Source organism: Dysosmobacter sp. (assembly GCF_052306735.1).
Classification (GTDB): Bacteria; Bacillota; Clostridia; order Oscillospirales; family Oscillospiraceae; genus Oscillibacter.
Genome location: NZ_DAWBAJ010000025.1, coordinates 1 through 21,138 on the forward strand (window position 1 = coordinate 1; position 21,138 = coordinate 21,138).

Below are 21,138 nucleotides of genomic sequence, written 5' to 3' on the forward strand. Positions count from 1 at the left end.
AGCCCATGCTGGAGTTCTCCGGCTCCTGCGCCGGCTGCGCCGAGACCAGCTATGCTCGTCTCATCACCCAGCTCTTCGGCGATCACATGTACATCTCCAACGCCACCGGCTGCTCCTCCATCTGGGGCGGACCCGCAGCCACCTCTCCCTATTGCACCAATAAGGAAGGCCACGGCCCCGCTTGGTCCAACTCCCTGTTCGAGGATAACGCCGAGCACGGCCTGGGCATGTATCTGGGCCAGCAGGCCACCCGCAACCGTCTGGCGGACAAGATCCGTGAGCTCTCCGGTGTGACCGAGAGCGCTGAGAAGAAGGCTGCCTGCGAGGAGTACCTGGCTACCATGGAGGACTACGAGGCCAACAAGGCTGCCTGCGAGAAGCTGATTGCTGCTCTGGAAGCCGATCCCGACTGCCCGTACTCCAAGACTATCCTGGCCGACAAGGAATTCCTGTGCAAGAAGTCCATGTGGATCTTCGGCGGCGACGGCTGGGCTTACGATATCGGCTTCGGCGGCGTGGACCATGTCCTTGCCTCCGGCAACGATGTGAACATCTTCGTCTTCGATACCGAGGTGTACTCCAACACCGGCGGACAGGCTTCCAAGGCCTCCAACATCGGCCAGGTGGCACAGTTTGCCGCTGCCGGTAAGGAGATCAAGAAGAAGTCCCTGGCGGAGATCGCCATGAGCTACGGCTACATCTATGTGGCTCAGGTGGCCATGGGCGCCAACCCCGCTCAGACCCTGAAGGCCATCCAGGAGGCCGAGGCCTATCACGGCCCGTCCCTGATCATCGGCTACGCTCCCTGCGAGATGCACTCCATCAAGGGCGGCATGATGAACTGCCAGAAGGAAATGAAGAAGGCTGTGGATTGCGGTTACTGGAACCTGTTCCGCTTCAACCCGGCTGCTGAGGGTGCCAAGTTCACCCTGGACTCTAAGGAGCCCAAGGGCGGCTATCAGGAGTTCCTGATGAACGAGGCCCGTTACAGCCGTCTGACCCGCGAGTTCCCCGACCGCGCTACCGAGCTGTTCCAGCGCAACGAGAAGGCTGCTATGGAGCGGTACGATCACCTGCTCAAGCTCAAGGCCATGTACGAGGGCTGATGCCCCGTCTCCTGAGCTGAACCGGGAAATGAAGAGCCCCTGTCCAATCGGACAGGGGCTCTTTTTTTACCTGCGGGGTTCTTTTCCCGGGAAAGGGGAATCCGTGCATGGGGAACGGCTGGGAGCCCTTCCAGAAGTTGTCCGTTGCAGGGCGGAACGGGGCTCTGGTATCATAGGGGGGACAATGATACCCCCTTCCGGGGCTTGAAAGGAGCAATTTCCATGCGCAAGCGCAATCCCCTCCGGCGGGCAGCGGCATGGCTGGCGGCGGTGTGCCTGACGCTGCCCCTGCTGACGTCTCCCGCCGGCTCTACCGGAGCCCAATCCACCGCATCTTCCGCCGCAGCCGGAGAGGTGGTGGGCTATTACGCCGGCTGGTCTTCCTATCTGGGCTATGCCCCCGGCGACGTCCCGGCGGAGCAGCTGACCCAGATCAACTATGCTTTTGCCGCCATTGACGGCGATACCGGGAAACTGGTACTGGACAACCCCACCCAGGACAAAAAGAATTTCCAGGGCCTCCTGGCCCTGAAAAAGCGAAATCCACAGCTGCGGATCGTGCTATCCGTGGGCGGCTGGGACTACTCCACCTATTTCTCTGATGTGGCTTCCACCGCCAAGGGGCGGGAGACCTTTGCCCAGAGCTGCGTGGATCTCCTCACCGCCCACAGCCTGGACGGCATCGACCTGGACTGGGAGTATCCCGTTTCCGGCGGCCAGCCGGGGGTGATCCACCGGCCCGCGGACAGGGAGAACTTCACGCTGCTGCTCCGGGCTATCCGGGATGCCCTGGATAAACAGGAGCGCCGGGACGGGAAGGAATACGTGCTCACCATTGCCGGAGCGGCGGGAACCGGGTACCTGGCCAACATCCAGCCCCGGGCGGTAGCAGAGATCGTGGATCACGTGTTCCTGATGGCCTATGATCTCCACGGCCCCTGGGACCGTTACGCAGATCTGAACGCGCCCCTCTACACGCCCACAGAGTCCTCGCCCCAGTACCGGTCCAGCGTGGACGCGGCAGTGGATGCCTGGCTGAAAGCCGGCGTCCCGGCGGAGAAGCTGGTGCTGGGCATGCCCCTCTACGGCTACATATACCAGGGGGTGCGCAGCACCAACAGCGGCCTTTACAGCACCTTTACCTCCGCAAAATCCGTCACCTATAACCAGCTGAAAAAGAGTTACCTGAGCAGCAGCTCTTACCGCAAGCTCCGCCATGCCACCGCTCAGGTGCCCTATCTCTACGGAAACGGCGCCTTTATCTCCTATGACGACGTCACCTCCATTGCCGCAAAAGCCGGGCTGGCGGCAGAGCGGGAGCTGGGGGGCATCGGCTTCTGGGAGCTCTCCCAGGACGCGGAGGCGGAGCTCATCTCCAGCGCCTGCAGCGCCTTTTCCGCAACGCCCTTCCGGGACGTGCCTGCCGGTGCCTGGTATGCCGAGGCCGTGCTCCGGGTATATGAGGAGGGCTGGATGAACGGCACCACCGCTGCCACCTTTACCCCGGCGGGAACGGTGACCCGGGGAATGCTGGCGGCCATCCTCTACCGGATGGAAGGAACGCCCTCCGCTTCCGGTTCCGTGCCCTTCCGGGATGTGGACCAGAGCAGCTACTATGCCAAAGCCATTACCTGGGCTGCCCAGAAGGGGATCCTGGAGGGCTACGAGGACGGCACCTTCCGCCCGGATGCGCCCCTGACCCGCCAGCAGCTTGCGGCCATTCTCTTCCGCTACGCTTCCTGGCTGGGTAAGGCCGGGGATGCACAGGGGAACCTTTCCGCCTGGCCCGACGCCGCTGCTGTGGAGTCCTATGCCCGGGAGGCCATGGCCTGGGCCGTGGACGTGGGCGTGCTCCAGGGCCGTGCCGACGGCACGTTGGACCCCGGCGGCACCGCCACCCGTGCCCAGACCGCGGTGCTCCTCACCCGCCTGTGGGACTATCTGGAGGCGTAAGAACAAAAAAACACCCCGAAGCACAGCTTCGGGGTGTTTTTTATACCATTGTAAGAGTGGTTCAGGCTTTGGTAGCCTCGCAGCGCAGCCGCAGCTGCTCCGCAGTTACCTGGAAGCCCTCCTGCAGGTAAGGAAGGTGGGGCAGCTCCTCCGGCAGCGTTACACCACGCCGCGCACACACGGCGTCGGTAACGGCCCGCAGCATCCCCGGGTTTTTCACCAGCAGGGGGCCGGTGAGCTCCGAGGCAAAGACGTTATCCCGGTGGAAGCCCTCCGGGCCGCCCTCTCGCTCATTGCCGAAGCCCATGGCACAGGCGGTGATGAGCGGGGCCTCCACGCCGGAGATCACTGCGCACTTGTTCATAAAGCCCACCACAGGCTCATCATAGAGATCCGTGGTGCCGTACAGGTCGCCCACGATGCGCTTGTCCCCTTGCACGGCGGTAAAGGATGCCACTTCCAGGCCCTTGCGGCACTGGCCGTCCCGCCCGGTGACAGAGGCGCCCAACAGCTCCATGGCGGTGCCGGCAAAGAGCATGGGCAGCCCGTCTCCGGCAGCGGAGCGAATGTCCCCTGCCATGGAAGAGAGGGCTTCCAGCGCCGCCGCCTGGCTGCGCTCGGTACCGGCGCCCAGAAAGAGGAAATCGGCGCCGGAGAGGCTGGCGGTGTCCCCGGGGGCCACCGTCTCCAGATGGACGCTGTGTCCCAGCAGCTCCAGCTGGCGCACCAGCACGGAGACGTTGGCATAGCTTCCGTAGAGGCTCATGAGATCGGGATAGAGATGCAGAAAACGAAATTCCATGGCTCAGGCCTCCTTTTTCACAGCCGGCAGATCCAGCAGCTTGTCCCGGTCGGAGAAACAGGTCACCACGTACAGCGCCTCGTCCCCGGACTCCTGAAGGGTCTGGGCGGCGGCGGGGATCTCGGGGATGACTTCCAGCCGCTCCTGGGGGATGGAGGTGAAGGAGAACCGCATGGCCAGGTCGTTGCAGTAGCGGCCGGAGAGAATGATCTTCCCCACATGAGGGCAGTTGAGAAGATCGAAGTCGATGTCCCACAGCCAGCTGGTCTCACTGGTGAAGTATTTGCGGCTGACGGCGTCCACGATCACCAGCACCGTGCAGGGCTTGTCCGTGGAGCGGATATAGCGCAGGTTGGTGTCGTAGGCGATGGAGTTTTCGTGCTTGGAGGTCAGCAGCGTACCGTGGTGGGCGCCCAGAGTGAAGGTCTGCATGCGGCCGTTTTTCAGCACATAGTTGCTGATGACCCCGGCGGCGGTGTCCGCGGCGATGCCGATGGTGCGGCAGACGCTGTAGGCCGCCAGAATGTTGTAGACATTGTAGATGCTGCGGAAGGACAGTTTCACGGTGACGGCGTTGTCCAACGTCAGGATGCCCCGATCCAGATCCGCGGCGGTGACGGTGAAATCCGTCTCATGGCGGCGGTGTCCGCAGCGGGTGCAGCGGAAGTCGCCGATGTGGTTATAGTGGACGGAGCCGTACTCCATGGGCCCCTTGCACACCGGGCAGTAAGCGCCGTCGTGGTAGACGCCGGTGGGAGCGGGCAGGGAGAGGACCTGGGGATCCAGGCCAAACCATTTCACCTTTTCATGTCCCCGGGCAAAGCAGGATACCAGAGGATCGTCAGCGTTGAGCAGCAGCTCCGTGTCCGGGTGGATGGCCGGAAGAATGGCGTCATAGACCCACTCGGGATGGCCGTTGCGGGTCAGCTGATCCCGGTAGAGGTTGGTGATAACGAACTGCGTGGGGTGGAAGAACTTGAAGCTGTGGGCAGCGTAGCGCTCGTCGGACTCCAGCAGCAGCACATCCGCCCGAACCCGTCCGGTGAGGGTGGCATGGGTGAGCACCGTGGTGGTGACGCCCTCGATCTGGTTGGAGCCCTCCTGGTTGTAGACCACGGTCTTACCGCCGGAACGCAAAATGGCGGCGATCATCTCCACCGTGGAGGTCTTGCCGTTGGACCCGGTGACGGCGATAATGTGCTCCGGCAGACGGACCCGGGAGAGGATATCCGGACAGATCTTCAATGCGGCCCTGCCGGGCAGGGAGCTTCCCTTGCCCACGAGACGGCCTACCGCCCGTCCCAGCTTGCACACCAGAATGGCCAGAAACAGTTTCACGCCTGTTCCATCTCCTTTTCCGCCGTGTCGCCGCCCAGCTGGGCCACTGCCCGGACGGGGGCGCCGTCGGCGTGTTCATATTTCATGGGCAGGGCCATGAGCATAAAGTCCGTGCGGCCCACGACCTTTTTCAGACACAGGTTTTCCAAAATCACCAGTCCGCCCTGGAGGAGGATCTTGTGGGCGGGGAAATCCCCGTCGGCGATGCGGTCCACGCCGAAGGCGTCGGTGCCCACGCCCTTGAGGCCGCAGGAGACCAGATACTTGGCGGCCTCCTGATCCAGCACCGGGAAGGTGTCCTCAAAGAAAGCGTCGGTGTTCCACCGCTTTTCCCAGCCGGTGTAGAAGAGGACGAAGTCCGCCGTGCGCAGCAGCCCGTTCTGGGAGCGCAGATACTCGGCGGTGATGACGCCGCCCTCCAAATGGGTCACATCCAGGGCCACGGCCCGGCCGTAGAACTGGGAGGGGGGAAGCTGATCCAGGGTGGAGCCCTCCGGCAGGATGTGGGCGGGGGCGTCCATATGGGTGCCGGTGTGGGAGGAGATGGAAAGCCGGGTCTCCCGCCAGCCGTTGCGGCTGATGGTGGCGGCGGTCTCCAGGGTGGGGGAGACGGTACCGGGATAGACGGGCATCTCCGGGCAGATGGTGTGGGTGAGATCGATGATCATGGGCGAGTTCCTTTCTCTCTTTGGCTGTGTGTACGGCGGGGTCTCCGCCGGAAAATGTCACGAAGGGGGAGCGGGCTTACCGCTCCAGATAGATCATCAAAGCGGTGAGATCCGCCGGGGACACGCCGCTGATGCGGCTGGCCTGTCCCAGATCCGCCGGGCGCACGGCGGAGAGCTTTTCCCGGGCCTCCAGACGCAGCCCCTGGATGGCGTGGTAATCGAGATCCGGGGGCAGGCGCCGGGCCTCCATTTTCCGGAAGTCCTCCACCTGCTTTTGCTGGCGCTGGATATATCCGGCGTACTTGACGGAGATCTCCACCTGCTCGGCGATGTCGCCGGAGAGGGCGGGACGCTGAGGATCAAAGGGGGAGAGGTCGGCGTAGTGGATCTGGGGCCTGCGCAGCAGGGCGATGAGGGGACAGCCGTCGGTGACGTCGGCGGTGCCCTTTTCTGCCAGGAACGCCGAAAGCGCCGGAGAGGGGGAGGCGCCGGTGTGGGTGAGCCGGGCGATCTCCCGGTCCACCGCCGCGTATTTTTCCTCCACTTCCCGCAGCCGCTCTTCCCCCACCAGGCCGATTTCATAGCCACGGCGGGTGAGCCGCAGGTCGGCGTTGTCCTGGCGCAGCAGCAGGCGGTACTCGCTGCGGCTGGTCATAATGCGGTAGGGTTCATTGGTTCCCTTGGTCACCAGGTCGTCGATGAGGGTGCCGATGTAGCTCTCCGACCGGGAGAGGATAAAGGGCTCCTGCCCCCGGAGCTTGCGGACGGCGTTGACGCCGGCCACAAAGCCCTGGACAGCCGCCTCCTCGTAGCCGGAGGAGCCGTTGAACTGTCCCGCGCCGTAGAGGCCCGGCACCGCCTTCACCTCCAGAGTGGGGGAGAGGGCCAGGGGATCGATGCAGTCGTATTCGATGGCGTAGGCCGGACGGGTCATCACCGCGTGGGTGAGGCCCGGCACGCTGTGGAGCATCCGGATCTGCACTTCCTCCGGCATGGAGGAGGAGAAGCCTTGGATATAGACTTCCTCGGTCTCAAGCCCCATGGGCTCCACAAAGAGCTGGTGGCGGAGCTTGTCCGGAAAGCGGACGACCTTGGTCTCAAAGGAGGGACAGTACCGGGGCCCGACGCCCTCGATGACGCCGGAGTACATGGGGGCCCGGTCCAGATTTTCCAGCACGATGCGCTTTGTCTCCTCCGTGGTCCAGGTGAGGTAGCACACGGCCTTGTTCTCCGGTGTCTCCCGGGTGGAGTAGGAGAAGGGCACCGGCAGCCGGTCACCCTCCTGGAGCTCCATCACGTCAAAGTCCACGCTGCGGGCGTTGACCCGGGGAGGCGTTCCGGTTTTGAACCGCCGCAGCGGCAGTCCCAAGTGGTGCAGGGAGTCCGTCAGACGGAGGGCGGCGTGCATGCCGTCGGGGCCGGAGTCCTCCACGCACTCGCCCACGATGGTGCGGCCGGAGAGGTAGGTGCCGGTGGCCAGAATCACGGCCCGGACGGAAAAGACCGCCCCGGTGGAGAGCACCACGGCGCTGACTGCGCCGTCTTCCGTGCGGATCTCCACCACTTCCCCCTGGCGGACGGTGAGATGCTCCTGGCGTTCCAGGGCGTATTTCATATAGGCCTGGTATTTCCGCCGGTCCGCCTGGGCCCGGAGGCTCCAAACGGCGGGGCCCTTGCCCTTGTTCAAAAGGCGGTACTGGATGCAGCAGGCGTCGGCGGCCTTTGCCATCTCGCCGCCCAGGGCGTCCAGCTCCCGCACCAGGTGGCCCTTGCCGGTGCCGCCGATAGCGGGGTTGCAGGGCATGTTGCCCACGGCATCCAGGTTGATGGTAAAGACGATGGTCTCCATCCCCAGCCGGGCGGCGGCCAGCGCCGCCTCAATGCCTGCGTGTCCGGCGCCGATGACGGCGATATCAAATTGTCCGGCGTTGAATGTTTCCATGGAAAACCTCGGTTATCTTCTGTTGAAAGGGGCCGTTTCAGCCCTGCGCCAGCGTCACCATGGCCACCTCCGGTCGGTTGAACAGCCGGAAGGAGGGGCCGGAGTTACCCAGGCCCCGGGTGACAAAGAGGGTGGAGCCATTTTCGTAGTAAAGTCCCGCCGTATAGGAGGGAAACAGGGTACGGTCTGTGGAGATGAGACCGTCGGTACCCGGCAGGCGGATCATGCCGCCGTGGCCGTGGCCGGAGAGCACCAGATCCGCCCCCAGCAGGCTGTACTGCCCGGGAAAATGGTCGTTGCGGTGGGCCAGCAGGATCCAGAAAGCATCCTCCCCGCAGGCGGCAGTGAGCTCCGCGGCCAGTTCCTCTGGGGTCTCCTGGTCGGCGTAGCCGTTGGGATCGTCGATGCCCGCCAGGATGATGACGTCGCCGTTTCGCTCCAGAGGTACGAACTGGTTGGAGAGGACGGTGACTCCGTTTTCCCGCAGCCGTTCTTTCAGCTGCGGTACGTCTCCAATGGCCCATTCGTGGTTGCCGGTGACATAGTAGGTGGGGGCAATGGCGGCAAGGCCTGCCGCCACCGTCTCGGCGTAGCCGGGGACGGGGCCCCGGTAGCGGTCCTCCAGGTCTCCCAGGTAGAAGATATAGTCGGGCTTTGCCTGCAATACGGCGGCAAAGAGGTCGGCGTTGTCCTCCCCGAATTCCGCCCCGTGGAGGTCGCTGAGCACCGCCAGGCGGCAGCCGTCAAAGCCTGCCGGCAGGTTCGCAAGGGAAACCGTGGTCTCCGTCACCTGCAAAGCGGTATTGTCCCAGCGGAAGAAAAGAACGGCTGAGAGGATCAGCATCGCCAGCAGGGCGATCTTACCGGGAAAAGAGCGCCGCCTGCGTGTGCGTCGTCCTGCCATGAAGCCGCCTCCTTCCGAAAAAATCAAACCCGCCAGAAGGCGAGAAAAACAGCAAGTTAGCCGTGCCCGAAGGCACGGCTAACATTATAGCACAGGTACTGTTTCCATGGCGAGAGAAAAAATGTACAAAGAACGGATTTTTTCCCGGGTTATTCCGCACTTTTCAGGGATTCCACCATATCGATGTGCTGCATTTTCCGGTGGGACAGCAGACTCACGGCGGCGGAAAAGGCGGCGGTCAGGAGGGCGGCCCACAGATAGGCCATGGGATCCGTGTCCCGGCCGAACATCATGAGGTCGATCTCCACGGACCGCACCAGCCACACATGGAGCACATGCCCCAGCAGGATCCCGAAGAGAATGCCGAAAATGGTCAGCACCACATTCTCCCGGTTGACGTAGGCGGAGACCTCCCGGTCGTAGAAGCCCAGCACCCGGATGGTGGCCAGCTCCCGACGCCGCTCGGTGATGTTGATGTTGCTGAGGTTGTAGAGCACCACCATGGCCAGTGCTGCGGCGGAGAGGATCACGATGACCACCACGAAGTCGATGCGCTCCATGGAGTTCTGGTAGGTGTCCCGGGTGGAGAGCATCCGGGTGGCGGATACCACGCCGGAGAGGTCCATGAGCTTGGCAAACACGGCGTCGCAGGATTCCTGGGAGTTGTCTGCGAGATCCACCAGATAGGCGTTTTCTGTGTGGGCCTCGCCGAATACCGTCTCATAATAGGCGGGGGAGAGGTAGATGAAGTGGCCCAGATAGTGCTCCGTCACAGCGGCCACCCGGATCTCCGCCCGGTTCTCGCCGTCCACGGTGAAGGTGTCTCCCGGGCCGATGTCCAGCAGCTCCGAGAGCTTCTGGTCGATGACAGCGCCGTCGTCGGGCACGGTGATGGCCTCGCCGCCGTCCATGGTGCGCAGCGTCACGAAGTCCCCCAGGGCCTCCGGGTCCACCGCCTGGAGATAGGCGGTGGTGGAGTAGGTATCCGATTCCGCCGTGACGCTGGTGAGTCCGCAGGGCAGGGCGGCGGTGATGTCCGCATCCTCCCGGAAGAAATCGTCGATGGCCTCCCGCTCGGAGTCCAGCAGGTTGTCCGCCACCGCCACCTGGGCGTCGTAGTGGTAGATCTCCTGGTACTGGACGTCCATGGTGGTCAGCAGGGAGGAGCGCAGGCCGAAGCCCGCGATGATGAGGGCCGTGCACCCGCCGATGCCCGCCACTGTCATCCAGAACCGCTTCTGGTAGCGCAGCAGGTTCCGGGCAGTGACCTTGTAGTTGAAGCTCATACGCCGCCACAGGGGGCGGATGTATTCCAGCAGCACCCGTTTGCCGGCCTTGGGGGCCCGGGGCCGCATGAGGGCGGCGGGGGACTCCCGCAGGGAGGAAAGGCATGCCGCCAGGGTGGGCACGGTGGTGCAGGCCACCGCCGCGCCCAGAGAGCCCAGAGCGATGGTAGGATAGACGGACAGGATGATGTCCGGCACATCGTACATGATCTGGTAGGCGGTGAAGATCATCTTGGGGAAGAGGGTAAAGCCGATGGCAAGGCCCAGGAGGCCGCCGGCGAGGGCGGGCAGCAGGCCGTAGCCCAGATACTTGCGGGAGATGGTCCAGCGGGTATAGCCCAGGGCCTTGAGAGAGCCGATCTGCACCCGCTGCTCCTCCACCATGCGGGTCATGGTGGTCAGGCACACCAGGGCCGCCACCAGGAAGAACAGCACCGGGAACACCGAGGCCAGGTTGGCCATCCGGTCGGCGTCCTGGCCGAAGCCCAGGTAGCCGGGGTTGGAGTCCCGGCTGAGGATGTACCAGTCGCTGTCCCCAATGTCGGCGATCTTCCGGCGGGCGTCGGCAAGCTCTTTCTCCGCGTCGGCGATCTTCTCCTCCGCCTCCGCCTTGCCCTCCAGGTACTCCTGGTAGCCGTCGGCATATTCCGCCTCACCGTCCTGGAGTTCCCGGCGTCCGTCGGCGATCTCCGCCTGGGCGTCAGCCACCTTGGTTTTCAGCTCCTCCCGGCCGTCGGAGAGCTCCTGGAGGCCGTCGTAGTATTCCCGCCAGCCGTCGTCCAGTTCCGCCCGTCCGTCCACCAGTTCTGTTTCCGCTTCCTCCAACTGGCGTCTGGCATCCTCCAGCTCCTCCCAGCCGTCGGCAAGCTGCTCATCGGCGTCCTCCAGCTCCGCTTTGGCGTCGTCCAGTTCTTCCTTGGCGTCTTGGAGCTGTTCCAGACCGTCATAGTATTCTGCCCATCCGGACTCCAGCTCCGCCTTGGACCGGCGCAGCAGCTGATAGTTCTCCGCCAGGGCGTCGGCGCTGCCGGGCATCTGGTCCTGGGCGCTTTCCAGGGTATCCAGGGCCGCCCGGGCGCCGCGGCGGTCCATGCCCCGGTCTGCCAGCTGTTTATCGATGATAGCAAGGCCCGCTTCCGCGGCGCCCAGGTCTGCCTGGAGGCCCTTTAAAGATTCCTGGGCCTGGGACAGGCCCTCCTGCGCCTGCGCCAGCTGTTCCGTCAGGGCAGCCTGTTCTTCCGGAGAAAGAGCCGGATTTTCCAGCTGTTCCTGCAGCTCGGCCACCTGTCCCTCCAGCACGGTCACCTGATCCTGTGCCTGGGAGACTCCCTGGGAGAGCTGGGACTGCGCCGCCTCCAGCCGGTCCAGCTGGGATACGGCCTCCTGAAGCTCCTGGATTTCCAGCCCGATCTCCCCAAGGGCGCTGTTGACTGCCGAGTAGGCGTTGCTGTCCCCCCGCATCAGGGCGCTGCCCAGGGCGTCGGAGGAGCCGTAGCCGGAGAGGGAGGAGCGGGTCAGCAGGTAGGATTCCACGAACCCGTCCAGCTGTGCCTTGCCGTCGGCGTACTCTGCTTCGCCGTTTCGCAGCTGGTGGTAGGCGTCGGCGAGCTCCTCCTTGCCGTCCAGGTATTGCCGGTATCCGTCTTCGTATTCCTCCCAGCCCTCCTCCACTTTCTCCTTGTTTTCCTCATATTCCGCCAGGCCGTCCTGATAGTCCCGCAGGCCGTCCTGGTACTCCGCCAGGCCGTCGGCGTATTCTGCCTCGCCGTCGTTCAGTTCCACCAGGGCGTCGGCGAGCTCCTGTTCCCCGTCGGCGAGCTCCTGCTCCGCGTCGGCGGTCTCCTGCTCCAGCGTGATCTCCGCGTCGGCCAGCTCCGCCCAGCCGTCGGAGAGTTCTTTCCGGGCGTTGGCGAGCTCCTGCTCCGCATCGGAGAGCTCTTCCTCCGCCTCCGCCTTGGCCTCATCCAGCTCCTGCTGGGCCTCGTCCAGCTTTTCGTTGGCCTCGTCCACCAGGCTCTCCCGGCGCAGCTGGGAACGCTCCTTCCCCACAGGCTCCAAGGTGTCTACCACGCCGTCCACCAGATCGTCGTACTCTGGGGAGAAAGCGGTCTCCTCTCCGGCTCCCTCCACCGTCAGATAGAAGGTGGTGTAATAATCCAGGGCAAAGGCCTCCCGGGGCAGGTACAGATAGGCGGACACCTGTCCGGTGCCCAGGGTGGAGGTGCCCCGCTCGGCGCTGATGTACAGGGGGCTCACCACCGTACCCACCACGGTGAAGGTGGTGCCGGTGAGGGCGTCGGCATAGTCCCCGGAGGTGGCCAGATCCAGAGTGCCGCCCAACTCCAGGTTCAAAAGATCCAAAAGGTGCTCTTCCACCACGCACTCGTTTGCCTTCTCAGGCATCCGCCCGGCGGTGAGGGTGGGGAGGTTCAGCTCCTGGGGCAGGGAGTGGACTTTCACCACCACCTCCAGCCCCGGCGCCTGGGCGAAGGCGTCGATGACCCAGCAGGCTTCCCCGGAGGCAATGCCCTCCTGGGTGCACAGGGTGTCCAGGTCTTCCTCCGTCAGGCCCAGGGTGGCCATCACCTGGATGTCCATAAAGCTGCGGCTGTCCAGGTAGCTGTCGCAGGTATCCTTCATGTCCGGAGCGGTGGCCCGCAGGCCGGACAAAAAGGCCACCGCCAGCGCCACCAGGATCAGGATGGAGGCGAAGCGGCTGCGGGTGTGGCGGATTTCCCGCCAGAAATCTTTGCTGATGGCGCGCATGACGCTCCTCCTTTCCTGAAAATTTTTCCGGTGCAAATGCCCGGCTGCATCATGAGGGCCAATGGCCCCTTACCACTGGATCTCCTCCACCGGCGTGGGGTGGTCGTTGCGCGTCTCATCCGACACGGTGCCGTTGCGGATGCGGATGACCCGGTCCGCCATGGGGGTCAGGGCGCTGTTGTGGGTGATGACGATGACCGTCACGCCCTTTTCCCGGCAGGTATCCTGCAAAAGCTTCAAAATGGCCCGGCCGGTCTGGTCGTCCAGAGCACCGGTGGGCTCGTCGCACAGCAGCAGCTTGGGATTTTTGGCCAGGGCCCGGGCGATAGCCACCCGCTGCTGTTCGCCGCCGGAGAGCTGGGCGGGGAAGTTGTCCTTCCGGTCGGTGAGGCCCACCTCGTCCAATACGGTGGCGGCGTCCAGGGGATCCTTGCAGATCTGGGCTGCCAGCTCCACATTTTCCAGGGCCGTCAGGTTCTGTACCAGATTGTAGAACTGGAACACGAAGCCGATGTCATGGCGGCGGTAGCCGGTGAGCTGCTTGGCGTTGTATCCGCTGATGACGGCCCCGTCCACGGTGATGGTGCCGCTGGTGCACCCGTCCATTCCTCCCAGCATGTTCAAAACCGTGGTCTTGCCGGCGCCGGAGGGCCCCACGATCACCACGAACTCGCCCCGCTCCACGGTAAAGGAGACATTGTCTGCCGCCTTGATGGCCACCTCTCCGGTCTGATAAATTTTTGAGACATGGTCAAAGACCACAAAGGGCTCGCTCATGCTTCCATCACCTCCACGCAGCGGTCAATGAGGCGGATCAGCTCCCGGGCGTCGGCCTCTCCCAGGCCCGAGAGCATTTTGTCAAAATAGGCCTCCATCCGCACCAGGCGGCCGCCGATGATCTCCCGCCCCGCCTCCGTGATGGACACCTGGATGCGCCGCCGGTCTGTGGGACTGCGGTGCATGGCGATGAGGCCCTTTCGCTGCAAGGCGCTCAGGGCGGCGGTGATCCTGGGGCGGGAGAGATGCAGCTCCCGGCTCAGATCCGAGGGATGCACCACGCCCTCCTGGTGAGAGAGCAGGCCGGTAAGCACCAGGGACTCCCCCTGCAGCAGTTCTGCCAGAGCCGCGAAGGCCTCCAGGTGATATACATTTTGCAGGGAACCGATCAGGTCCCGGCGAAGTGCGGCAGTTTCCATCACAGTGCCTCCATATAATTCATACTATTAACTATTTGTATGGTGTATTATAGCAGTCCCCCGTTCTGCCTGCAATGGATCTCTGTCAAACCCTGACGAATCCTTCACAAGAATCCCCATATTGCACAAAAAGTTAACAATAATTTCATATAATTAGACGAAAAACCGCTTGCATAATTGAAACGGGAGTGTTATACTGGGTCACGATCAAAAAGGAAAGGAGGAATGTGGATATGAAGCTGGAATTTTTGGCTTTTGACGATGTGGACGATCTGATCTTCCAGTCTCAGGATTGGGACTGCAGCGAGCGGTAAGAAACGCGAAAAAAGAGGGAACCACGCCGTCCGGCGTGGGTTTTTTCTTTTTTGCGGACTGACCGCGGACAAACCGCGAAATTTTACTAAAAAGGAAGAATCTTGCAGAATTCTGTGGATTTTTCCCCACTGTCCTGATAGAATAAACTCACAAGGAGGACCGTGTCCGGACCGGAGCCGGGATGGGCGCGGAAAGGTGGGGGAGAGCCATGGGAAAGAAGATGATACTGTTGGGACTGCTCTGTGTGCTGTTCCTGTGCGGCTGCGGTGCGGACGGCACCACGTCGGAGATGACTGACGAAGCGCCGGTACTGCAGGAAGAGACAGACACAGTGCAGTTCGGAGAAGAGGGCGCACTGGCCGCCGAGCAGGTGGAGGATGCATCCCGCCAGTTGGTGGATGAGGAGATTCTCAACGCCTACCAGCGGGCAGAGAAGATCTGCGGCTGGTTCGAGCTGACGCCCCTGCCCGCCGGCGCAGAGAGTCAAAGCGTGGATGGGCGCACCTACTGGAAGGTGGATTATCCGGGTGTGGAGACCATGAGTGATCTGCGGGCCTATCTGCAGAGCGTGTTTTCCCCGGAGCTGACGGAGCGGCTGCTGGCCACCGGCGGGGATACGCCCCTGTATCGGGAGTTGGACGGCGCGCTGTACGTCACCGCCGGCGGCCGGGATCGGGATCGCCGTAAGGGGAACCTGACCACGCAGGTAGAGCGGCTGGACGACACATCCTACTGCGTCAATGCCACCGTGGATCTGCTGGCTGCTGACCAGACGACCGTCACGGGTGTGGAGTGCGCCTCGTTCCCCTACCAGTTGGTAGACGGGGAATGGGTGTTCACCGACTTCTGGCTGCTGTATTAAGTACGCAAATTCTCCGCAAAAAACAGCGGTTTTTTCACGCAAAATTTACGACCCCTCTTGGCGGTTGCCGCCCGGAGGGGAATTTTTTTTACACGAACGCAAATTTTACACTGAAAAAACCGGGTTTTTCCGCAAATTTTGCACCTGAAGAGGGCAAAATGTTTGTACCGAGACAAACTTTTTGTTCAAAACGTAAAAATTACAACGTTTGCGTAAGAAACATGAAAATCTTACCTTGAAAAAACGTTCACATATGCTAGAATAGAAATGCACTGGAAAGCAAAAACCAAATAAGGAGTGAAGAAAATGGAAAACCTGTTTTGGATCGGTTTTGTCGGCGCGGCATTGGCCCTGGCCTTCGCATGGATCCAGCGGGGCAAGGTCATGTCTTATTCCGAGGGAACTGAAAAGATGCGCAAGATTGCCGCTTCCATCCGGGAGGGCGCCAACGCCTACCTCAAGCATCAGTACACCACGGTGGCCAAGGTATTTGTGGTGGTGTTTGTGATTTTGCTGATCATCGCCTTCGCCTCCGGCGGGCAGATGCTCTCCAAGTTCACTCCCTTTGCCTTCCTGACCGGCGGCATCTGGTCCATGCTGGCGGGCTTTATCGGCATGAAGATCGCCACCAACTCCAATGCCCGGACTGCCCAGGCGGCCTCCGAGAGCCTCAACAAGGGCCTGCGGGTGGCATTTTCCTCCGGCTCCGTCATGGGCTTCACCGTGGTGGGCCTGGGCATGCTGGATATTACCATCTGGTTCTTCCTGCTGCGCTATGCCTTCGGCGTGAATGACCCCGTTGCCCTGGGCAATATCATGGTCATGAACGGCATGGGCGCTTCCTTCATGGCCCTCTTTGCCCGTGTGGGCGGCGGCATCTACACCAAGGCCGCCGACGTGGGCGCGGATCTGGTGGGCAAGGTGGAGGCCGGCATCCCTGAGGATGACCCCCGCAACCCCGCCACCATCGCCGATAACGTGGGCGACAACGTGGGCGACGTGGCCGGCATGGGCGCCGACCTGTACGAGTCCTACGTAGGTTCCATTCTCGCCACCTTTGCCCTGGGCGCCGTGGGCGGCTACGGCTGGGGCGGGTTGCTGCTGCCGGTGGCCCTGGCAGTGACCGGCATTATCTGCTCCATCATCGGTTCCTTCCTGGTGAAGACCAAGGAGGACGCCACCCAGGAGTCCCTGCTCAAGAGCCTGCGCACCGGTACCTATACCGCTGCCATCCTGGCGGCGATTCTGGCCGCGCCCCTCACCTATATCATTCTGGACGGCCAGATGGGCGTGTATGTGGCCATCCTCTGCGGCCTCATCGGCGGCTGCGCCATCGGCTACTTTACCGAGTATTACACCTCCGATACCTATAAGCCCACTCAGGAGCTGGCCGCTGCCTCCGAGACCGGCTCCGCCACCATCATCATCGGCGGTATCTCCTTGGGCCTCAAGTCCACCATGACCTCCATCCTCATCGTGGCGGTGGCCGTGCTGCTGAGCTACTTCTGTGCCGGCGGCTCCACCGTCATCGTGGATGAGTCCGGCGCTTTTACCGATGCCTTCAACAAGGGCCTCTACGGCATCGGCATCGCCGGTGTGGGCATGCTTTCCACCCTGGGCATCACCCTGGCCACCGACGCCTATGGCCCCGTGGCCGACAACGCCGGCGGCATCGCCGAGATGAGCGGCCTGCCGGAGACCGTCCGGGAGCGCACCGACGCGCTGGACTCCCTGGGCAACACCACCGCCGCCACCGGCAAGGGCTTCGCCATCGGCTCTGCATCCCTGACCGCGCTGGCCCTGCTGGTCTCCTATGTCAACATCGTTCAGGAAAACACCTCCGAGACCCTCAACTTCACCCTCACCAGCCCCACGGTTCTGGTGGGCATGTTCATCGGCGCCATGCTGACCTTCGTGTTCTCCGCCTTCACCATGAGCGCGGTGCAGAAGGCGGCCCAGTCCATCGTGGTGGAAGTCCGCCGCCAGTTCAAGGAGATCGCCGGCATCATGGAGTACAAGGCCGATCCTGACTACGCCTCCTGCGTGGCCCTGTGCACCAAGGGCGCCCTGCATGAGATGGTGGCTCCCGCTCTGCTGGCCATCATCGTCCCCCTGGCCACCGGATTGATCCTGGGCCCCACCGGTGTGGTGGGATTGCTGGGCGGCGTGTCCGTCACCGGCTTTGCCATGGCCGTGTTCATGTCCAACGCCGGCGGCGCCTGGGACAACGCCAAGAAGTATATCGAGGGCGGCCATCACGGCGGCAAGGGCTCCGAGCAGCACAAGGCTGCCGTGGTGGGCGACACCGTGGGCGATCCCTTCAAGGATACCTCCGGCCCGTCCCTGAACATCCTCATCAAGCTCTGCTCCACGGTTTCCATCGTGTTCTCCGGTTTGATCCTGGCCTTCAATGTGATGAATTTCCTGTAAGCCGGAATCTTCTGTTTCAAATGCCCAAAGCCCCTCCGCTCAGGCGGAGGGGCTTTTTCCATATGATGGAAGATCCACCTTTCCCGGACGATGAGCGCTCGGGCCGTTTTTAGCCGTTTTTCACAGGAAAAGCGGCTAAAATTTGGCCTTTCTGCGGGGAGGTCCAAATGCCTTGGGTTGCTTGACAAGGTAATCGTTTACCGATATAATGTTGTGCGGAAAACCTCCGGAAGACCTGAAAAACAGCTGGTTTCCGAAGCATATATCGAGAAGGAAAGAAAGGAACGCACGAACATGATCTATTCTACCGAAGTGCAGAACATGTGCCCCGTTGCCAAGGGCGCGTACCATGGTCCCGCTCCCATCCCCGAGGAGGGCAAGTGGGTTCAGGCCAAGGAAATCAAGGACATCTCCGGCCTCACCCACGGTGTGGGCTGGTGTGCTCCCCAGCAGGGTGCCTGCAAGCTGACCCTCAACGTCAAGGACGGCATCATCGAGGAGGCCCTGGTGGAGACCCTGGGCTGCTCCGGTATGACACACTCCGCCGCCATGGCCTCTGAGATCCTGGTGGGCAAGACCATTCTGGAGGCCCTGAACACCGACCTGGTGTGCGACGCCATCAACACCGCCATGCGGGAGCTGTTCCTGCAGATCGTCTACGGCCGCACCCAGACTGCCTTCTCCGAGGGCGGACTGCCCATCGGCGCCTCTCTGGAGGATCTGGGCAAGGGCCTGCGCAGCCAGGTGGGCACCATGTTCGCCTCCAAGGCCAAGGGGCCCCGCTATCTGGAGATGGCCGAGGGTTATGTCACCCGCATCGCCCTGAACAAGGACGATGAGATCATCGGTTACGAGTTCATCAATCTGGGCAAGATGATGGATGCCATCAAGAAGGGCACGGACGCAAACGAGGCCATGGAGGCCGCCAAGGGCCGCTACGGCCAGTTTGACGCCGCCGTGAAGTATATCGACCCCCGTCACGAATAAGAAAAGGAGGAATTGACCAATGGCTCTGTTTGAAAGCTACGAAAGAAGAATCGACAAGATCAATTCCGTCCTGGCTCAGTACGGAATTTCCAGCGTGGAGGAGTGCCGGGACATCTGCAAGGCTGCCGGCTTCGACCCCTACGAAATCGTCAAGGGCATCCAGCCCATCTGCTTTGAGAACGCTGCCTGGGCGTACTGCGTGGGCGCTGCCATCGCGCTGAAGAAGAACGTGGCCACCGCTGCCGACGCTGCCGAGGCTATCGGCGAGGGCCTCCAGGCTTTCTGCATCCCCGGCTCCGTAGCCGAGGACCGTAAGGTGGGCCTGGGCCACGGCAACCTGGGCGCTATGCTGCTGCGGGACGAGACCAAGTGCTTCGCCTTCCTGGCCGGCCACGAGTCCTTTGCCGCCGCTGAGGGCGCCATCGGCATCGTCCGCAACGCCAACAAGGCCCGCAAGGAGCCCCTGCGGGTGATCCTCAACGGCCTGGGCAAGGACGCTGCCCAGATTATCTCCCGCATCAACGGCTTCACCTACGTTCAGACCCAGTTCGACTACTACACCAGCGAACTGAAGATTGTCCGGGAGATCCGCTACTCCGAGGGCGAGCGGGCTAATGTCCGCTGCTACGGCGCCGATGATGTCCGGGAGGGCGTGGCCATCATGCACCACGAGGGTGTGGACGTGTCCATCACCGGCAACTCCACCAACCCCACCCGTTTCCAGCACCCTGTGGCCGGCACCTATAAGAAAGAGTGCATCGAGCAGGGCAAGAAGTATTTCTCCGTGGCCTCCGGCGGCGGCACCGGCCGTACCCTGCACCCGGACAACATGGCCGCCGGCCCTGCCAGCTACGGCATGACCGACACCATGGGCCGCATGCACTCCGACGCCCAGTTCGCCGGCTCCTCCTCTGTGCCTGCCCACGTGGAGATGATGGGCTTTTTGGGCATGGGCAACAACCCCATGGTGGGCGCCACCGTGGCTGTGGCCGTTGCCGTGGCAGAGAGCCGCAAGTAAGCACGCGTTTTCCAAAGACACAAACAGACCCCCGGGGCATACCCCGGGGGTCTGTTACTGAAAGAAGGGGGATCCCATGCAGCTGAACACTCTGGGACTGGTGCATACAGTTCTGCGGCAGACCGTCCGTCCCGGCGCGGTGTGCATCGACGCCACGGCGGGGAAGGGGCGGGATACCGCCCTCCTCTGCCGCCTGGCGGGAGAGACGGGGCGGGTTCTGGCCTTTGACATCCAGCCGGAGGCGGTGGAGCAGACCAAAGCCCTGCTGGCCCAAGAGGGGCTCCAGGCGGAGGTATACCTGGACAGCCATGCCCACATGGCCCGGTATGCCGAGCCGGAGACGGTGGACTGCGTGGTCTTCAACTTCGGCCGTCTGCCGGGTGGTAACCCCAAGATCTTCACCCGGGCGGAGAGTTCCCTCCAGGCCATCGACGCGGGACTGGAGCTGCTGCGGCCCGGCGGTGTCATGGCCATCGCCCTCTATTACGGCGGCGAGAACGGCTATACTGAGCGGGACGCGGTGCTTGCCCATCTGGCAAAGCTGGACCAGCGGCGCTTCACCGTTCTGGAGGGACGCTGGGCCAATCGCCGGGGAGACCCGCCCATGCCCATTTTCGTATGGAAAGAGGGTTGAAGGGAATACAGAACGTAAAAAATCCGCAGAGCATTACTCTGCGGATTCCTTTTTTGAGTGATTACAATGCGGTGCTCCGGAAGTATGTGACTTCTGATGGAACACAAAACGTACTGTATAGACCAATAAAAGAAGCCCCATTGCAATCCAATACAGCGTCAGTAAGATTCCTCCGGCGGGCAGCTGTGAAAAGCGGAACAGGTCTATGTATGTTACGGGCTCCAGAAGAAACCACATGTTGCGGTATTGATAGAGAAACACCGCTAGGAGAAGCCAGCATACCGGTAAAGCGGGCGGATGGTGGATGGTGCAGCCTGTTAAGATTCCCAGGGGGACTGCCACAATTAGAGCAAAAAGTTGGTCAAATCGGGTTCCGCCAGTAAAATAAAGCAGTGCAGACCCTAGGGTTATAAAGAGGTAAAGCCAAGCCCCCCATCCGCAGATCAGCCCTAGAGACCGTTTGCACAGAAGACACGCAATTCCGCAAATCGCCAGAGGCCATACAAAGATTAGCCCGGAGACTCCGCCGTGAAAAAGGCAAAGTACCACGGTACAAAATAAAATGCACAATCCCGCAAGCTTTTGCCGATGTTGACGTAATATTTCAGATGATTCTGCTGTCAAAGGTGGTGACGTGGTGGAGTCCGTGCCGGATTGTGACATCGGAACAGATGCTGCCACTCCCTTTACCAGCTCATCCAGGGTAACACCGAAAATCTCGCTCAGCCGCACCAGCTTGTCCAGATCCGGGATGCTCCCGTCTGTCTCCCATTTGCTGATGGACTGCCGGGAGACTCCCAGCTGTTCCGCCAGGGCCTCCTGGGAGAGTCCCGCCCGGGTGCGCAGGGCAAGAAGCCGCTGACCCATGGTCATATCTGCCGCCTCCTTTGGTTTGTTTCTGAGGCTATGGTACCATCCGGCGGCGAAAATG

General features: G+C 62.3%; 16 protein-coding genes. 7 read left to right on the forward strand and 9 right to left on the reverse strand.

Annotation, left to right across the window (positions count from 1 at the left end; all coding sequences use genetic code 11):
• The coding region (locus ACT67G_RS07650) for a thiamine pyrophosphate-dependent enzyme (protein WP_443663858.1) at positions 1-1,106 on the forward strand (1,106 nt) is incomplete at its 5' end.
• A gap of 222 nt (positions 1,107-1,328) precedes the next feature.
• Complete coding sequence (locus ACT67G_RS07655; protein ID WP_443663859.1) at positions 1,329-3,059, forward strand: glycosyl hydrolase family 18 protein; 1,731 nt, start codon at positions 1,329-1,331, stop codon at positions 3,057-3,059.
• Between the two features lie 61 nt (positions 3,060-3,120).
• On the opposite strand, the gene ACT67G_RS07660 is transcribed toward ACT67G_RS07655, so the two are convergent.
• The 8 genes from ACT67G_RS07660 to ACT67G_RS07695 form a co-directional block, all read right to left on the reverse strand.
• Positions 3,121-3,861 carry a type 1 glutamine amidotransferase gene (locus tag ACT67G_RS07660; protein ID WP_443663860.1) on the reverse strand — a complete coding sequence of 247 codons (741 nt, stop codon included), beginning with the start codon at positions 3,859-3,861 and terminating at the stop codon, positions 3,121-3,123.
• Positions 3,862-3,864: 3 nt separating this feature from the next.
• Complete coding sequence (locus ACT67G_RS07665; protein ID WP_443663861.1) at positions 3,865-5,199, reverse strand: MurT ligase domain-containing protein; 1,335 nt, start codon at positions 5,197-5,199, stop codon at positions 3,865-3,867.
• On the reverse strand, positions 5,196-5,867 hold the full coding sequence (locus ACT67G_RS07670) for a cyclase family protein (RefSeq protein WP_325247331.1): 672 nt from the start codon (positions 5,865-5,867) through the stop codon (positions 5,196-5,198). Before ACT67G_RS07670 ends, ACT67G_RS07665 begins: the two co-directional genes overlap by 4 nt.
• A gap of 76 nt (positions 5,868-5,943) precedes the next feature.
• Positions 5,944-7,809 carry a tRNA uridine-5-carboxymethylaminomethyl(34) synthesis enzyme MnmG gene (gene mnmG, locus ACT67G_RS07675; RefSeq protein ID WP_325247330.1) on the reverse strand — a complete coding sequence of 622 codons (1,866 nt, stop codon included), beginning with the start codon at positions 7,807-7,809 and terminating at the stop codon, positions 5,944-5,946.
• Positions 7,810-7,846: 37 nt separating this feature from the next.
• Positions 7,847-8,713 carry a metallophosphoesterase gene (locus ACT67G_RS07680; RefSeq protein ID WP_443663862.1) on the reverse strand — a complete coding sequence of 289 codons (867 nt, stop codon included), beginning with the start codon at positions 8,711-8,713 and terminating at the stop codon, positions 7,847-7,849.
• Between the two features lie 149 nt (positions 8,714-8,862).
• Complete coding sequence (locus tag ACT67G_RS07685) at positions 8,863-12,765, reverse strand: FtsX-like permease family protein (RefSeq protein ID WP_443663863.1); 3,903 nt, start codon at positions 12,763-12,765, stop codon at positions 8,863-8,865.
• A 69-nt stretch (positions 12,766-12,834) separates the two neighbouring features.
• Complete coding sequence (locus ACT67G_RS07690; RefSeq protein ID WP_325247327.1) at positions 12,835-13,542, reverse strand: ABC transporter ATP-binding protein; 708 nt, start codon at positions 13,540-13,542, stop codon at positions 12,835-12,837.
• Entirely contained in the window at positions 13,539-13,961 is a 423-nt protein-coding gene (locus ACT67G_RS07695; RefSeq protein WP_325247326.1) for a MarR family winged helix-turn-helix transcriptional regulator, read from the reverse strand. Before ACT67G_RS07695 ends, ACT67G_RS07690 begins: the two co-directional genes overlap by 4 nt.
• Positions 13,962-14,484: 523 nt before the next feature.
• On the opposite strand from ACT67G_RS07695, the gene ACT67G_RS07700 reads away from it, so the two are divergent.
• From ACT67G_RS07700 to ACT67G_RS07720, 5 genes are all read left to right on the forward strand, one after another.
• Positions 14,485-15,138, forward strand: a complete 654-nt coding sequence (locus ACT67G_RS07700; RefSeq protein ID WP_326214536.1) for a hypothetical protein — start codon at positions 14,485-14,487, stop codon at positions 15,136-15,138.
• Positions 15,139-15,444: 306 nt separating this feature from the next.
• Positions 15,445-17,568 carry a sodium-translocating pyrophosphatase gene (locus tag ACT67G_RS07705; RefSeq protein ID WP_443663864.1) on the forward strand — a complete coding sequence of 708 codons (2,124 nt, stop codon included), beginning with the start codon at positions 15,445-15,447 and terminating at the stop codon, positions 17,566-17,568.
• Positions 17,569-17,862: 294 nt separating this feature from the next.
• A complete protein-coding gene (locus tag ACT67G_RS07710; protein ID WP_325247323.1) occupies positions 17,863-18,555 on the forward strand; it encodes an iron-sulfur cluster assembly scaffold protein in 693 nt (230 codons plus the stop codon).
• Between the two features lie 19 nt (positions 18,556-18,574).
• The gene (locus ACT67G_RS07715; protein WP_326214532.1) at positions 18,575-19,573 is read left to right on the forward strand and encodes a GGGtGRT protein; all 999 of its coding nucleotides are present in this window, start codon (positions 18,575-18,577) and stop codon (positions 19,571-19,573) included.
• A 76-nt stretch (positions 19,574-19,649) separates the two neighbouring features.
• The gene (locus tag ACT67G_RS07720) at positions 19,650-20,207 is read left to right on the forward strand and encodes a tRNA (mnm(5)s(2)U34)-methyltransferase (RefSeq protein WP_443663865.1); all 558 of its coding nucleotides are present in this window, start codon (positions 19,650-19,652) and stop codon (positions 20,205-20,207) included.
• A gap of 33 nt (positions 20,208-20,240) precedes the next feature.
• Here ACT67G_RS07720 and ACT67G_RS07725 read toward each other — a convergent pair whose 3' ends face one another.
• Complete coding sequence (locus ACT67G_RS07725; protein WP_325247320.1) at positions 20,241-21,080, reverse strand: helix-turn-helix domain-containing protein; 840 nt, start codon at positions 21,078-21,080, stop codon at positions 20,241-20,243.
• Positions 21,081-21,138: the final 58 nt, after the last annotated feature.

Excerpts from the sequence above, each read along its gene's own strand:
- ACT67G_RS07695 (WP_325247326.1), bottom strand. The coding sequence starts at position 13,961 with ATGGAAACTGCCGCACTTCGCCGGGACCTGATCGGTTCCCTGCAAAAT.
- ACT67G_RS07715 (WP_326214532.1), top strand. The coding sequence starts at position 18,575 with ATGGCTCTGTTTGAAAGCTACGAAAGAAGAATCGACAAGATCAATTCC.
- ACT67G_RS07700 (WP_326214536.1), top strand. The coding sequence starts at position 14,485 with ATGGGAAAGAAGATGATACTGTTGGGACTGCTCTGTGTGCTGTTCCTG.
- ACT67G_RS07705 (WP_443663864.1), top strand. The coding sequence starts at position 15,445 with ATGGAAAACCTGTTTTGGATCGGTTTTGTCGGCGCGGCATTGGCCCTG.
- ACT67G_RS07690 (WP_325247327.1), bottom strand. The coding sequence starts at position 13,542 with ATGAGCGAGCCCTTTGTGGTCTTTGACCATGTCTCAAAAATTTATCAG.
- ACT67G_RS07720 (WP_443663865.1), top strand. The coding sequence starts at position 19,650 with ATGCAGCTGAACACTCTGGGACTGGTGCATACAGTTCTGCGGCAGACC.
- ACT67G_RS07670 (WP_325247331.1), bottom strand. The coding sequence starts at position 5,867 with ATGATCATCGATCTCACCCACACCATCTGCCCGGAGATGCCCGTCTAT.
- mnmG (WP_325247330.1), bottom strand. The coding sequence starts at position 7,809 with ATGGAAACATTCAACGCCGGACAATTTGATATCGCCGTCATCGGCGCC.
- ACT67G_RS07710 (WP_325247323.1), top strand. The coding sequence starts at position 17,863 with ATGATCTATTCTACCGAAGTGCAGAACATGTGCCCCGTTGCCAAGGGC.
- ACT67G_RS07660 (WP_443663860.1), bottom strand. The coding sequence starts at position 3,861 with ATGGAATTTCGTTTTCTGCATCTCTATCCCGATCTCATGAGCCTCTAC.
- ACT67G_RS07655 (WP_443663859.1), top strand. The coding sequence starts at position 1,329 with ATGCGCAAGCGCAATCCCCTCCGGCGGGCAGCGGCATGGCTGGCGGCG.
- ACT67G_RS07680 (WP_443663862.1), bottom strand. The coding sequence starts at position 8,713 with ATGGCAGGACGACGCACACGCAGGCGGCGCTCTTTTCCCGGTAAGATC.
- ACT67G_RS07685 (WP_443663863.1), bottom strand. The coding sequence starts at position 12,765 with ATGCGCGCCATCAGCAAAGATTTCTGGCGGGAAATCCGCCACACCCGC.
- ACT67G_RS07725 (WP_325247320.1), bottom strand. The coding sequence starts at position 21,080 with ATGACCATGGGTCAGCGGCTTCTTGCCCTGCGCACCCGGGCGGGACTC.